Here is a 12,601-nt window from a genome sequence, read left to right as displayed (position 1 = left end):
CGCCTAGGCGCGGCGGTCCAGCAGGTCGAAGGCCCAGCCCAGATCGGCTTCCAGCGCACGGCGCACGGCGGCGATGTCGCGCTTGCGCAGGGCGGCCACGATGCGGCTGTGGAAACTGCCGCGCGCGGCGGGCTGGCGCGCGCGGGTCTGCGCCGAATGGCGCTCGACGGCATGGCGCAGATACGGCCCCGACTGCAGCCACAGCGACCGGATGATCGCCAGCAGGGTGGGCGAGCCGCTGGCCTCGTACAGCGTGAAATGGAAACGCTGGTTGCACAGCAATTCGGCATCGGCATCGCCGGCCTCGGCGGCGGCGATGTAATCGGCATCGGCGGCGGCCAGCCGGGCCAGCAGCGCGGCATCGACATGGGCGGCAGCCAGTTCGGCGGCCTGGCCCTCGACCAGCAGGCGGGTGCGGCGCAGGTCGGCCAGCCGTTCCGGCGTCATCGCCGGCACGCGCACCGAACGCTGCGGCTGACCCTCCAGCGCCTTTTCGGCGATCAGGCGGCGCAGCGCCTCGCGCACCGGCATCACGCTGGTATCGAAGGCGGCGGCGAGATCGCGGATGGTGAGCGGCTGGCCCGGCTGCAGCCGGCCGCAGATCAGCGCGTCGCCCAGCTCGGCATAGATGCGGTCCTGCACGGTGTCGCGCGCCACCGGCGCCACCGCGCGGCGCATGGCCGAGACGCGGTCGGGCTGGCCGCGCGGGGTGGGGCGGGCGGCGGCAGGGGCGGCGGCGGAAGCGGCGGCGCGGCGCTGACTCGGCATGGCGCGGCAAGCTTGACAGAAATTTGCCGCCCTCTCTACTGTGATCACATATCATAAACGGGGGATGGGCCCGGCCCGCCATGATCCTGCGACCCTTCGCCACCATCCTCGACCGCGGCTTTGCCGCCGCCGGCGCGCTGGCGCTGCTGGCCATGGGGGCGGTGGCCTTCCTCGATGTCGCCTTCCGCAGCGCCAACCGCCCGATCACCGGCGCCTACGAGCTGACCGCCGTGCTGGTGGCGCTCACGGTGTTCGCCGCGCTGCCCGGCGTCACGCGACGCGACGAGCATGTGCGCGCCGGCATCCTGGCCGCGCTGATCCGCCGCCACCCGGCGCTCGGCCTGCTGCTGCGCCTGCTGCGGCGGCTCTGCCTGATCGCCGTGTTCGTCTACCTGGCCTGGGCCCTGCTGCGCATGGGCCAGAGCTTTCACCGCGCCGGCGACCTGGCGCCCTTCATCGACCTGCCGCTGGCCTGGGTGGCCTGGTTCGGCGCCGCCAGCAGCCTGGCCAGCGCCGTCTGCGCCCTGTTCAGCCGGCGCGGCACGGGAGCCGAACTTGCATGACGGTATTCGCATGACGGTATCCGCATGACCGTGGCCGTGATCGCCCTGGTCGCCATGCTGGCACTGATCGTCATCGAGGTGCCGATCGCGGTGGCCATGGCGCTGCCCGGCATCGCCGGCTTCCTGTGGATGCTGGGCTGGGATCCCACCGCCTACATGGTGGCGGAAACCACCTTCAGCACGGTGAATTCCTATGCGCTGTCGGTGATCCCGCTGTTCATCCTGATGGGCAACCTGATCAACGAGGCCGATGTCTCGCGCGAACTCTACGACGCCGCCTACCGCTTCGTCGGCCATCTCAAGGGCGGCCTGGCGATTGCCACCGTGATCGCCTGCGCGGCCTTTGCCGCCGTCTGCGGCTCCAGCCTCGCCACCTCGGCGGCGATGTCGAAGGTCGCCTATCCCTCGATGAAGCGCTACGGCTATGCCGATGGCCTGGCCGCCGGCAGCATCGCCTCGGCCGGCACGCTGGGCATCATGATCCCGCCCAGCGTCGCCTTCATGGTCTACGGCATCATGACGCAGACCGATATCGGCAAGCTGTTCATGGCCGGCGTGCTGCCCGGCCTGCTCGGCGCGTTGCTGTATATCGGCGCGGTGCTGCTGGTCGTCACCCTGCGGCCGCAGGACGGCCCGGCCGGCGAGCGCAGCAGCTGGGCCGAACGCTTCGCCGCCCTGCGCGGCACCGCCGCGGTGCTGGGGCTGTTCCTGCTGGTGGTGGGCGGCATGTATGGCGGCGTCTTCACCCCCACGGAAGCTGCCGGCATCGGCGCGGTCGGCGCCTTCCTGATCGCGCTGGCGCGCCGCAGGCTGAGCTGGCGGCGGCTCTGGGCCATCCTGGTCGACACCGCGGCCACCACCACCATGCTGTTCTTCGTGCTGGTCGGCGCGCTGATCTTCTCGAAATTCATCACCATCGCCGGCTTCACCCAAGCGCTGACCGGCTGGTTCCAGGCCGCCGAGATCGGCCGGCTGGAGCTGATCCTGATCATCTGCGCGCTCTACCTGATCCTCGGCTGCTTCCTGGAAAGCATGTCGATGGTGCTGCTCACCCTGCCGATCGTCTTTCCGGTGATCACCGCCGCCGGCTTCGATCCGATCTGGTTCGGCGTCATCATGGTCACGCTGATCGAGGTGGCGCTGATCACGCCGCCGGTGGGCATGAATGTCTACATGATGCACACGCTGCTGCCGCATATCCCGATGAAGACGATTTTCGCCGGCGTCGGCGCCTTCGTCGCCGCCGACGTGATCCGCATCATCCTGCTGATCGCCTTTCCCGCGATTTCCACCTTCCTTCCGTCGCTGATGTAACCCACAAGAGGCTCCGCATGACCCAATCGACCCGTATCCTGCTTGCCGCCGCCGCCACCTTCGTGGCCGTCGCCGTCGCCGACGCCCAGGCGCAGACTGTGCTGCGCTTTTCCAACTGGCTGCCGCCGACCCACCATGTCGTCACCGAGATGGTCACGCCCTGGGCTGCCGATGTGGAAAAGGCCACCGAGGGCCGCGTCAAGCTGCAGATCCTGCCCGCGCTGGGCGCGCCGCCGGCGCATTTCGACCTGGTGAAGAACGGCGTGGCCGACGTGGCCTTCGGCGTGCATGCCTACACGCCCAACCGCTTCAAGCTGACCGAGATGGGCGAGCTGCCCTTCACCGCCGATCATTCGGTGGTGAATTCGCTGGCCTACTGGCGCAGCTATGCCAAGCATTTCGCCAAGTACAACGAGCATGAAGGCACCCACCTGCTCGGCCTGTGGACCAACGGACCGTACCAGCTTTTCACCAAGGCCAACGCCTTCACCAGCCTGGATGCCGTCAACGGCATCAAGATCCGCATCCCCGGCGCCACGGTGGAGCGCATCACCAAGGCGCTGGGCATGACGCCGATCTCCTCGCCGCTGACCGAGGCCTACGAGCAGATCTCGCGCGGCGTGATCCAGGGCATGTTCCAGCAGAAGGAAACCGTGATCAGCTTCAACATGACCCAGCACATGCCGGTGGCCAGCTTCGTGCCCGGCGGCTTCGCCCATTCCAGCCAGTTCATGGTGATGAACGAGGCCAAGTGGAAGGGGCTGGAGGCGCGCGACCGCGACGCCATCGCCAAACTGTCGGGCGAAGCGATGGTGCGCCGCTTCGCCGCCGTGTGGGAAGCCAAGGAGCAGGCCGCGCTGGCCAAGTTCGCCGAGACCGGGGTGAAGATCACCAATGTCGAGGGCAAGCTGCTGGAGGATTTGCGCGGCAAGCTGCAGTTCGTGACCGACGAATGGCTGGCCGAGGCGACCAAGAAGGCCCCCGAGGCCGCCGCCGCGCTGGCGGAATACAAGGCGGCGATCCCGGCGGTTGCCCGCGAACTGAACGTCAAGCCGTAAGCGACATCGCCATGAGCGCGCCGAAAGATACAGACGACCGTTTCACGCTGTATGATCTGCGCGTCGAATGGGTGCCGGGCGAAAGCTGCTTCTGCGCAGCCAAGCCCGGCGACCATTTCGAGCTGCATGGCGAGCAGCTCCATTTCCCGCCCGGCCAGTCCTGGTCGATCTACACGCTGGCGGCCTTGCTGCCGCTGCTGCCGGCCAAGCAGCGCGAGACCCATCCCAACGACTGGATGAGCACCGACGCGCTGGTGGCCTGCCCCGATCCGAACTGTTCCGCGAAATTCCGCATCCGCCGCGTGGCGAAGCGCGAATTCCGCCATTCCGAAACGACGGCCGTTCCGCTGCAAAGATCTGAATCGGCCGGCAACGACGACAGCAAGGCGTAAATCACATGGTTGAGCGTTACGAACTGGCCCCGAAGCTATCACCGGGCTATACCATGTCGCGGCTGCTGAAAGGCGGCTGGCATCTGGCCGGCGGCCATGGCGACGTGGATCGCAGGCAGGCCATCGACGACATGGCGGCCTTCGTGCAGGCCGGCATCACCAGCTTCGACTGCGCCGATCACTACACCGGCGTGGAGGAACTGATCGGCGATTTCCGTGCCGCCTATCCCGATCTGGGCCGGCGCATCGAGATCCATACCAAGTTCGTGCCCGACTACGACCGGTTGACCAGTTGCGACCGCGCCTATGTGGAAAGCATCATCGACCGTTCGCTGAAGCGGCTGCGCGTCGATTGCCTCGACCTGGTGCAGTTCCACTGGTGGAACTACGCCGTGCCCGGCTATGTCGAGGCGATGGGCGTGCTCGACGACCTGCGCCGCGCCGGCAAGATCCGCCTGCTCGGCCTGACCAATTTCAACACGGCGACCACGCGCGAGATCGCCGCCGCCGTGCCGCTGGCCGCCACGCAGGTGCAGTATTCGGTGCTGGATGCCCGGCCCGAACGCGGATTGGTGGAATTCTGCCGGGCGCAGCAGATCGGCCTGCTCTGCTATGGCACGCTGGCCGGCGGATTCTTGAGCGAGGCCTGGCTCGGGAAACCTGAGCCGCAGGAGCCGCTCGCCAACCGCTCGCTCACCAAATACAAGCTGATCATCGAGGATTTCGGCGGCTGGGGCCTGTTCCAGGAACTGCTCGGCGTGCTGCGCGCGATCGGCGAGGCGCATGGCTGCAATATCGGCCAGGTGGCGACGCGCTATGTGCTCGACCGGCCCGGCGTGGCCGGCGCCATCGTCGGCGCCACCTCCACGCGGCATCTCGCCGGCAATCTGCGGATCGACAGTCTGCGCCTCGATGCCGCGCAGCAGGCGCGGCTCGACGCCGTGCTGGCGAAGCGCTCCGGCCCGCCCGGCGACTGCTACGACATCGAGCGCGACAAGACCGGCCGCCACGGCCGCATCATGCGCTACAACCTCAACGACGGCCGGCATTGAAGACATGAAAAGCGTGGACGGCCGGCCATCCACGTCTTCACTGCGCTCCTACGGCTTCAGCACCAGCACCTGCCGCGCATTGGCCTCCACCGCCTGCGGCGCGAACCACCAGGGCAGCAGACGGCCGTCCATCCAGGCTTCCAGCTGGTCGGTCTGGTGCGGGCCGAACTGGCGCTCGGCCACGCCGCCGGACACCGCCGCCATCACCTTCTCGGAATCCGAGAAGTCGGCGATGAAGCGCAACGAGGCGAAGAAGCGCGTTTCGAAACCCTGGCCATAGGCCGACAATGCGCGCTGCACCGTCTCGCCCGAGCCGGCATAGGGGCGCGGCGCCGTGCCCAGAAGCTCCTTGCCCGCACCGCTGCGGCGCAGCGGGCTGACGAAGGCGATGGTATGGACCTTGCCCCACAGCCAGTCCTGCGGCTTGGGCCCGTATTTGGCTTCCAGATCGGCGCGGGCGCTATCGGCCGCGCGCTGGATCATGTCGGGCAGGGTCTCCACAGCCGGCGTCGCCGCATCGTCGAACCAGGGTGAGGCGGGATTTTCCAGCAGCGCATCGAAGCGCGACTGCCAAGTGTACCAGCTTGAGAGCCAGCGCTTCGCCAGGTCCGGCCCCAACTCATCATTGAAGGTCTGCAGCGCCAGCGCCTCGTAGATCGCGTGATAGATGGTGGGCGCCGCGCTGTCGGTGCGCTCGTGGAAATCCCAGCCGCCGAGGATCGTGGCCAGGTCGGCATGTTTGCCGCCCTGCAGGGCGGCGGCGATCTTGGGCGCCAGCATGCGGGCCTGCGCGTTGCTGATATCCTGCATCAGCTTCAGGTGATCCTCGGCCTTCATCGCCGGGCCGTTCTCGATGCGGTTCTTGATCGTGGCGTAGCGATAGGGTGGCGAGAAATAGCTGCCGTAATGATAGGGGTAATTGTCGGGCTGGGTGTCGTGGTTGGCGGTGCCGACCCAGCCGCGCGCCGGTGCGATCTGGCCCGGCAGCCTGTCGGGCGGAATGAAGCCGCGCCAGTCAGCGGCCGCCGTTTCCGCCGGCTTGGGAAACACGCCATGGCCGCTGGCGCGCAGCGGCACCAGGCCGGTGGCGCGATGGCCCACCGCGCCGCTGCTGTCGCCGAACACATAGTTGAAATACATCACGCCCATCTGCTGCGCGGCGGCATCCACCTCCTGCACGGTTTTCGCCGTCAGCAGGTTTTCGATGCCCAGCGGCCCGCCCGGAATCTCGGCCGAGGCCATGCGCAGGGCCAGTACGCGGCCATTGGCGGCGGTTCCCACCACCGGGCCGCGCTTGGTGCTGCGCACGGTCAGCTTCTCCTCGCGCAGGCCGCCTTCCGCTTTGCTGTCCTTGACGCGGATGATCTCCTCGCGCGTCTCGAAGGGCACGCTCGCGCCGTTATCCAGATAGTTGGACGGATTGGCCGGATCGACCGTCTCGACGAACAGGTCCTGGGAATCGCCATAGCCGTTGGTGACGCCGAAGGCCACATGGGGCGTGCGGCCCACCGTCAGGCCCGGTACGCCGGGCAGGGCGGCGCCGACGGCCTGGATGCCGGGCGCGAACAGGCCGACGGGATGCCAGATGCCGGGCAGGGTGCGCGCATCCAGATGCGGATCGTTCGACACGATGGTGGCGCCCGAGGCCGAGCGCGCGGCCGACACCGCCCAGTTGTTGCTGCCCAGTTCGATGGGGGCGATAGGCACCCCATTCTGCAGGATCAGGTCCTGCACGTTCAGGCCTTCCACCACCTGTGTGCCGGCGAGGGAGGCGAGCTGCGCCTTGCGGTCGGGATTGACGTTGAGCGGGAACAGCGCTTTCGCCTTCTCGAAACCCAGCCGGTCGATCATCGCCTGCATCAGCAGCTCGGCCCGGTAATTGGTGGCGTGGCTGAAATTCACGAAATGCAGCACGGCCACCATGTCGTCCAGCCTCCACGGCCCGACGCGGAAGCCGGCCAGTTTCAGCTCGACGGGATGATCGGCGGTCAGCGCGGCATAGGCGCTCAGCCCCTCCGCATACCAGGTGAGGAAATCGCGCGCCTGCGGCGAGAGCAGCTTGGCGTGGCGCCGCGCATTCTGCGCCAGGCCCAGCGTGCGCATCTGCCTGTCGCTTTCCAGCCCGGCTTCGCCGACGACCTCGGCCACGCGGCCGAAGATCAGCGCGCGATAGGCCTCAAGCTGGAACAGGCGGTGCTGCGCGGTGACAAATCCTTGCGCGCGGATCAGGTCGGCCGTGTTCTGCGCGAAGATGTAGGGAATGCCATGGCCGTCGCGCAGCACGCGCACCGGCGCGCTTAAGCCCGCCATCTGCAGCTCGCCGTTGGTCTTGTAGCTGTTGCCCCAGCGCAGCCAGGCCAGCCCGCCGCCGATGGCGACGACGACGACGATCACGAGGGCAAGCAGAATCTGGACGATGCGCTTCAGCATAATGGGTCTCCCTGGATGGAGAGACTATCCGCCAGCGCGGCGGCGGCGGCAATCCTGCCGCAGGGGAAGCGACTCGTCTTACGCCGCCTCGATCAGCACATGCTGCTTCTTGCCGAAGCTTAAGCGCAGGCGGCCATCGGCACCGAGGTCGGCGGCCGAGATCTTCTGCGTCTCTTCCTTCACCGGCTGGTCGTTCAGCTTGATGGCATTGCCGCGGATATGCCGGCGCGCCTCGCCGCCGCTCTTGGCCAGTCCGGCTTCCAGCACCAGCGCGAAGGCTTCGATGCCGGCTTCCAGCCGGTCGCGCGCGACCTTCACCACCGGCAGGTCGCCGCCGAAGCTGCCTTCCTCGAAGGCCTTGCGCGCGGTCTCGGCCGCATGCAGGGCGGCGTCGCGGCCGCGGCAGAGCGCGGTGGCCTCGGTGGCCAGCACCTTCTTGGCCTCGTTCAGCTCGGCGCCCTGCAACCGCTCCAGCCGCGTGATCTCGTCCAGCGGGAGGTCGGTGAACAGGCGCAGGAAGCGGCCCACATCGGCATCTTCGCAGTTGCGCCAGTATTGCCAGTAATCGTAGCTCGGCAGCATGTCCTCGTTCAGCCACACGGCGCCCGAGGCGGTCTTGCCCATCTTGTGGCCGGCCGCCGTGGTCAGCAGCGGGCAGGTCAGGCCATAGAGGCTGAGGTCATGCACGCGGCGGCCGAGTTCCACGCCGTTGACGATGTTGCCCCACTGGTCCGAGCCGCCCATCTGCAGGTTGCACTTGTGGCGGCGGGCCAGTTCGACGAAGTCGTAGGCCTGCAGGATCATGTAGTTGAATTCGAGGAAGCTTAAGGGCTGCTCGCGTTCCAGCCGCAGCTTCACGCTGTCGAACGACAGCATGCGGTTGACCGAGAAATGCCGGCCATAGTCGCGCAGGAAGTCGATGTAGTTGAGTTTATCCAGCCAGTCGGCGTTGTTGACCATGATGGCGTCCGACGGGCCGTCGCCGAAGGTCACGAAGCGCGCGAAGGCGGTCTTGATGCTGGCCATGTTGGCGGCGATGTCGTCCACCGTCAGCAGCTTGCGCGCCTCGTCCTTGCCCGAGGGGTCGCCCACCTTGGTGGTGCCGCCGCCCATCAGCACGATGGGCTTGTGGCCGGCCTGCTGCAGGCGGCGCAGCATCATGATCGAGAGCAGGTGGCCGACATGCAGGCTCGGGCCGGTGCAGTCGTAGCCGACATAGCAGGTGATCCCCGCCGGCTTCTGCGCCAGCGCGTCGAGGGCTTCGCCATCGGTGCACTGGTGCAAATAGCCGCGCTGGCTCATGGTCTGCAGGAAGTCGGAACGGAACTCGGTCATGGCGGGCTCGGGTCGGCTGGTATGCTATGGGCCGGAAAGGCCCGATGGTCTATCATAGAGAACCCGATTCTCCCAGCCCCGCAGCCTTCGGAAACGTTCACCCCTTGTCCCAGTCCCCCTCCTGGATCATCGGCCTGATGAGCGGCACCTCGCTGGACGGCATCGACGCCGCCCTGCTGCGCACCGACGGCGAGACCATCGCCGCATTCGGCCCGGCGCTGACCGTGCCCTATCCGCCCGAGATCCGCGACCGCATCCGCGCCGTGCTCTATGCCCCGGGCCAGCAGCCGCCCGGGCCGCATGCGCCGGGCCACCGCGCCGCCGGCGGCGCCATCGACGTGGCCGCGCGCATCCTCACCATCGCCCATGCCGAGGCGGTCGGCGTGCTGTTGCGCCAGGCCGGCCTGAGCGCCGGCGACGTCGCCTGGCTCGGTTTCCACGGCCAGACCATCCTGCATCGCCCGGCCGAGCGCCGCACCTGGCAGATCGGCGACCCGCAAATGCTGCTGCGCATGACCGGCATCCCGGTGGTGAGCGATTTCCGCAGCATGGATGTCGCCATGGGCGGGCAGGGGGCGCCGCTGGTGCCGCTCTACCACGCCGCGCTGGCACGCCATGCCGGCCTGCAGCCGCCGCTGCTGGTGCTCAATCTCGGCGGCGTCGGCAACGTCACCTATATCGGCGGCGACAGCGACGCCGATCTCATCGCCTTCGATACCGGTCCGGGCAACGCGCTGATCGACGACTGGATGCTGGCCCAGGCCGGCCATGCCCATGACGCAGGCGGGGCGACGGCGGCGCAGGGGCGCGTCAACGACGCCGCCTTGCGGCGCCTGCTGGATCATCCCTATTTCAGTGCGCCGCCGCCGAAATCGCTCGACCGCAACGATTTCAGCGCCGCCGCCGTGCAGGGCCTGTCGCTGGCCGACGGCGCCGCGACGCTCACCGCATTCACAGCCGCCAGCGTGGCGCGCGGGCTGCAGCATCTGCCCGGGGGAGTTTCTGGGCGCCCGCTGCGCTGCCTGGTCTGCGGCGGCGGGCGGCATAACGCCACGCTGATGCGCATGCTGACCCAGCAGCTCAACATGCCGGTCGAGGCCGTCGAGGCCGTGGGCTGGCGCGGCGACAGCCTGGAGGCGGAGGCCTTTGCCTTCCTCGCCGCGCGCGCCCTGCGTGGCCTGCCGCTCAGCCTGCCCGGCACCACCGGCGTGCGGATGCCGGTCAGCGGCGGGCGCTTCTGGCGCCCAGCCTAAAGCGCGCGCACGACGCCAATCTGCCTCATGACGATGGCGGCATTCACGCCGCCGAAGCCGAAGCCGTTGCAGAGCGCCGCCGTGATGGCGCGCGCCTTGGCCGTCAGCGGCACGAAGTCGAGATCCTCGTTGCCGTCGTCGGGGGCATGCAGGTTCAGCGTCGGCGGCAGGATGCCGCTGCGGATCGCCATGGCGGTGAACACCGCCTCCACGCCGCCGGCCGCGCCGAGCAGATGGCCGATGGCCGACTTGGTGGAGGAAATCGCCACATCCTTCAGCCGCCCGCCGAACACGCGGCGCAAAGCCGCCACCTCGCCATTGTCGCCCACCGGCGTGGAGGTGGCGTGCGCGTTCACGTAGCCGATCTCTTCACCGCCTGCGCCCGCCATCTTCAGCGCCGCTTTTATTGCGCGCGCCGCCCCCGAGCCGTCTTCCGGCCCCGAGGTGAGGTGATAGGCATCGGCGCTGGTGCCATAGCCGGCGAGCTCCACCAGCGGCACGGCGCCGCGCGCCCGGGCATGCTCCAGCGTCTCCAGCACCAAGAGGCCGGCGCCTTCGCCCATCACGAAGCCGTCGCGGTCGCGATCAAAAGGCCGCGAGGCCGTCTCGGGCGCCTCGTTGCGCGACGTGGATAAGGCACGCGCCGCCGCAAAGCCGCCGATGGAAAGCCGGTCGGTGCAGGCCTCCGTGCCGCCGGCCAAAGCCACATCGGCTTCGCCCGAGCGGATCAGGCGCATGGCGTCGCCGATCGCCTGCAGGCCGGCGGCGCAGGCGGTCACCGGCGTGCCCAGCGGCCCCTTGAAGCCGTAGCGGATCGAGACATTGCCGGCGGCGAGGTTGGCGAGGAAGGCCGGCACCACGAAGGGCGACAGCCGGCGCGGCCCGCGTGCATCCAGCGTGGCCTTGGCCTCGGTGATGACGGGAAAGCCGCCGATGCCGCTGGCGATCACCGTGGCGGTGCGTTCGCGCGCGGCTTCGTCCTCGGGTTTCCAGTTCGCCTGCGCCAGCGCTTCTTCCGCGGCGGCCAGCGCATAGATGGTGAAGAGATCCACCTTCTTGCGATCTTTAAGCGCGATCACGCCGTCGATATCGAGGCCAGCCTCGGCATCATCCGCGCGCGCCGGCACCAGGCCGGCGATCTGGTTGGGCAGGTCGGCGACGTCGATGCGCGTGTTGCGCCGGATGCCGGATTTCGCCGCCACCAGCCGGTCCCAGACTTTCGCCACGCCGCAGCCCAGCGGCGTGACGAGACCCATGCCGGTGACGACGATGCGGTCGCTGGCGGGGCGGGCGTTATGGTTGCTCATGGCTTTCTCCTGTGTATATACACATGTTAAGGCAAAAAAAATTCAGGCTAACGATCCCAGCGCCGCCAGTCCCCGCTGCGCCGCGCGCCAGGCCTTGTCGCCCAGGGCGTCGCGCAGCTCGTCCTGCGCCTTCTGCCACAGCGGCACCAGCTTCACCAGCAGCGCCTCGCCCTTGCGGGTGAGGGCGAATTTCTGCGCCCGGCCCTGGCCGCCCTGCGGGCAGGCGATCAGGCCGGCCTGTTCCAGGGGTTTCAGGTTGCGCAGCATGGCACTGCGTTCCAGCGCCATCGTCTCGGCCAGGTCGCTCACCGACTCGAAGCCGCCCTTGGCAATGGCGGCCAGCAGCGAGACCTGCGTGCTCTGCAGCCCGAAGGGTTTCAGCAGCGCGTTGTAGCGTCGCGTCACCGTGCGCGCCGCGCGCCGCGTCTTCAGCAGCATGCAGACATCCGCCATGCCCTCGGGCAGGCAGGCGGCGGCATTGGTCTTGGCGGCTTTTACGGGGCGGGAGGCCATGCCGCACCCTGACATATGCATATGCACAAGTCAAAGCTCAAGCTTGCAAGGGAAGGTTAGGCGGAAGAGGTTCTGGATTTAAAGGCTTTGGAAAGGCGGCAGCTCATAACGCAGCCTGATGTACTGATGATGCAGAAATTGGAATGATAGCATCTAATTATGTATGGGGTACATTGTACACAAAGCTTACCGACATAAGAGGCTTAAAGTGCAATACCGCGCGCAAGTGCGGCGGCATTTATCATCCGTAAATCTTCCAACAGGATTTTCATCTCATCATCCCGCACGCGAATGTCATAGTTTAACTGCCCGCAGTCGCCGAGTTGATCCAGCATCTTTAAACCGCTGCGAAACAGCGCGGCCGTATCCAACGCAGTCGCGACAAGAGACCAGCCAGCGGTGACCGGCGCTGCTGCAATGGTGATGACGCCAACTACAATTTCGGCAAGCAGCCATGCCCCTTCTACGGCAGCAGATCGTCCTTCTTTTGATGACCTTGCCTTTAGGTCTAATAATTCAGCATTGATTTGCTCCATACGCGCGACTATACGCGCGTAATGTGCGTGCAAATCCGCTTCAGTCGCGCTCATCCATTGGACAAATGTAAAGCTTCCCC

At 67.5% G+C, this 12,601-nt stretch carries 12 protein-coding genes; 6 read left to right on the top strand and 6 right to left on the bottom strand.

The window, feature by feature from the left end:
* Nucleotides 1-3 precede the first annotated feature (3 nt).
* Entirely contained in the window at nucleotides 4-768 is a 765-nt protein-coding gene (locus ACK4FK_RS00145; RefSeq protein WP_409739433.1) for a GntR family transcriptional regulator, read from the bottom strand.
* A gap of 80 nt (nucleotides 769-848) precedes the next feature.
* On the opposite strand from ACK4FK_RS00145, the gene ACK4FK_RS00140 reads away from it, so the two are divergent.
* Genes ACK4FK_RS00140 through ACK4FK_RS00120 form a run of 5 tightly spaced genes read left to right on the top strand, consistent with a single transcriptional unit; the run spans nucleotide 849 to nucleotide 5,147 of the window.
* Complete coding sequence (locus tag ACK4FK_RS00140) at nucleotides 849-1,331, top strand: TRAP transporter small permease (protein ID WP_409739431.1); 483 nt, start codon at nucleotides 849-851, stop codon at nucleotides 1,329-1,331.
* A 24-nt stretch (nucleotides 1,332-1,355) separates the two neighbouring features.
* A complete protein-coding gene (locus ACK4FK_RS00135; RefSeq protein ID WP_409739429.1) occupies nucleotides 1,356-2,645 on the top strand; it encodes a TRAP transporter large permease in 1,290 nt (429 codons plus the stop codon).
* Nucleotides 2,646-2,662: 17 nt separating this feature from the next.
* A complete protein-coding gene (locus tag ACK4FK_RS00130) occupies nucleotides 2,663-3,703 on the top strand; it encodes a TRAP transporter substrate-binding protein (RefSeq protein ID WP_409739427.1) in 1,041 nt (346 codons plus the stop codon).
* Between the two features lie 11 nt (nucleotides 3,704-3,714).
* On the top strand, nucleotides 3,715-4,095 hold the full coding sequence (locus tag ACK4FK_RS00125) for a TIGR04076 family protein (RefSeq protein WP_409739425.1): 381 nt from the start codon (nucleotides 3,715-3,717) through the stop codon (nucleotides 4,093-4,095).
* Nucleotides 4,096-4,100: 5 nt separating this feature from the next.
* Nucleotides 4,101-5,147: an aldo/keto reductase gene (locus ACK4FK_RS00120; RefSeq protein ID WP_409739423.1), complete on the top strand. Its 1,047-nt coding sequence runs from the start codon at nucleotides 4,101-4,103 to the stop codon at nucleotides 5,145-5,147.
* 48 nt (nucleotides 5,148-5,195) lie between these two features.
* Here ACK4FK_RS00120 and ACK4FK_RS00115 read toward each other — a convergent pair whose 3' ends face one another.
* Complete coding sequence (locus tag ACK4FK_RS00115) at nucleotides 5,196-7,577, bottom strand: penicillin acylase family protein (RefSeq protein ID WP_409739422.1); 2,382 nt, start codon at nucleotides 7,575-7,577, stop codon at nucleotides 5,196-5,198.
* A gap of 78 nt (nucleotides 7,578-7,655) precedes the next feature.
* Complete coding sequence (gene tyrS / locus ACK4FK_RS00110; protein ID WP_409739420.1) at nucleotides 7,656-8,912, bottom strand: tyrosine--tRNA ligase; 1,257 nt, start codon at nucleotides 8,910-8,912, stop codon at nucleotides 7,656-7,658.
* 137 nt (nucleotides 8,913-9,049) lie between these two features.
* Here tyrS and ACK4FK_RS00105 point away from each other — a divergent pair, with 137 nt between their 5' ends.
* The gene (locus ACK4FK_RS00105) at nucleotides 9,050-10,165 is read left to right on the top strand and encodes an anhydro-N-acetylmuramic acid kinase (RefSeq protein ID WP_409740627.1); all 1,116 of its coding nucleotides are present in this window, start codon (nucleotides 9,050-9,052) and stop codon (nucleotides 10,163-10,165) included.
* Here the strand turns inward: ACK4FK_RS00105 and fabF are convergent.
* The 3 genes from fabF to ACK4FK_RS00090 all read right to left on the bottom strand — a co-directional run bounded on the left by fabF (nucleotide 10,162) and on the right by ACK4FK_RS00090 (nucleotide 12,575).
* Nucleotides 10,162-11,472, bottom strand: a complete 1,311-nt coding sequence (gene fabF / locus ACK4FK_RS00100; protein WP_409739417.1) for a beta-ketoacyl-ACP synthase II — start codon at nucleotides 11,470-11,472, stop codon at nucleotides 10,162-10,164. The genes ACK4FK_RS00105 and fabF overlap by 4 nt on opposite strands.
* 42 nt (nucleotides 11,473-11,514) lie before the next feature.
* Nucleotides 11,515-11,985, bottom strand: coding sequence for a MarR family winged helix-turn-helix transcriptional regulator (locus ACK4FK_RS00095; protein ID WP_409739414.1), 471 nt, complete (start codon nucleotides 11,983-11,985; stop codon nucleotides 11,515-11,517).
* Between the two features lie 203 nt (nucleotides 11,986-12,188).
* Complete coding sequence (locus ACK4FK_RS00090) at nucleotides 12,189-12,575, bottom strand: hypothetical protein (protein ID WP_409739412.1); 387 nt, start codon at nucleotides 12,573-12,575, stop codon at nucleotides 12,189-12,191.
* Between the last annotated feature and the right edge of the window lie 26 nt (nucleotides 12,576-12,601).

This window comes from Ferrovibrio sp. (assembly GCF_046297895.1).
Classification (GTDB): domain Bacteria; phylum Pseudomonadota; class Alphaproteobacteria; order Ferrovibrionales; family Ferrovibrionaceae; genus Ferrovibrio.
The sequence above is the reverse complement of the archived record's forward strand: the minus strand, read 5'-3'. Positions and strand labels throughout refer to the sequence as shown.

Bases quoted from the DNA above. Each gene is read 5' to 3' on its own strand.
- ACK4FK_RS00125 (WP_409739425.1), top strand. From the start codon at position 3,715: ATGAGCGCGCCGAAAGATACAGACGACCGTTTCACGCTGTATGATCTG.
- ACK4FK_RS00115 (WP_409739422.1), bottom strand. From the start codon at position 7,577: ATGCTGAAGCGCATCGTCCAGATTCTGCTTGCCCTCGTGATCGTCGTC.
- ACK4FK_RS00145 (WP_409739433.1), bottom strand. From the start codon at position 768: ATGCCGAGTCAGCGCCGCGCCGCCGCTTCCGCCGCCGCCCCTGCCGCC.
- ACK4FK_RS00105 (WP_409740627.1), top strand. From the start codon at position 9,050: ATGAGCGGCACCTCGCTGGACGGCATCGACGCCGCCCTGCTGCGCACC.
- ACK4FK_RS00095 (WP_409739414.1), bottom strand. From the start codon at position 11,985: ATGGCCTCCCGCCCCGTAAAAGCCGCCAAGACCAATGCCGCCGCCTGC.
- fabF (WP_409739417.1), bottom strand. From the start codon at position 11,472: ATGAGCAACCATAACGCCCGCCCCGCCAGCGACCGCATCGTCGTCACC.
- ACK4FK_RS00130 (WP_409739427.1), top strand. From the start codon at position 2,663: ATGACCCAATCGACCCGTATCCTGCTTGCCGCCGCCGCCACCTTCGTG.
- ACK4FK_RS00120 (WP_409739423.1), top strand. From the start codon at position 4,101: ATGGTTGAGCGTTACGAACTGGCCCCGAAGCTATCACCGGGCTATACC.
- tyrS (WP_409739420.1), bottom strand. From the start codon at position 8,912: ATGACCGAGTTCCGTTCCGACTTCCTGCAGACCATGAGCCAGCGCGGC.
- ACK4FK_RS00140 (WP_409739431.1), top strand. From the start codon at position 849: ATGATCCTGCGACCCTTCGCCACCATCCTCGACCGCGGCTTTGCCGCC.
- ACK4FK_RS00090 (WP_409739412.1), bottom strand. From the start codon at position 12,575: ATGAGCGCGACTGAAGCGGATTTGCACGCACATTACGCGCGTATAGTC.
- ACK4FK_RS00135 (WP_409739429.1), top strand. From the start codon at position 1,356: ATGACCGTGGCCGTGATCGCCCTGGTCGCCATGCTGGCACTGATCGTC.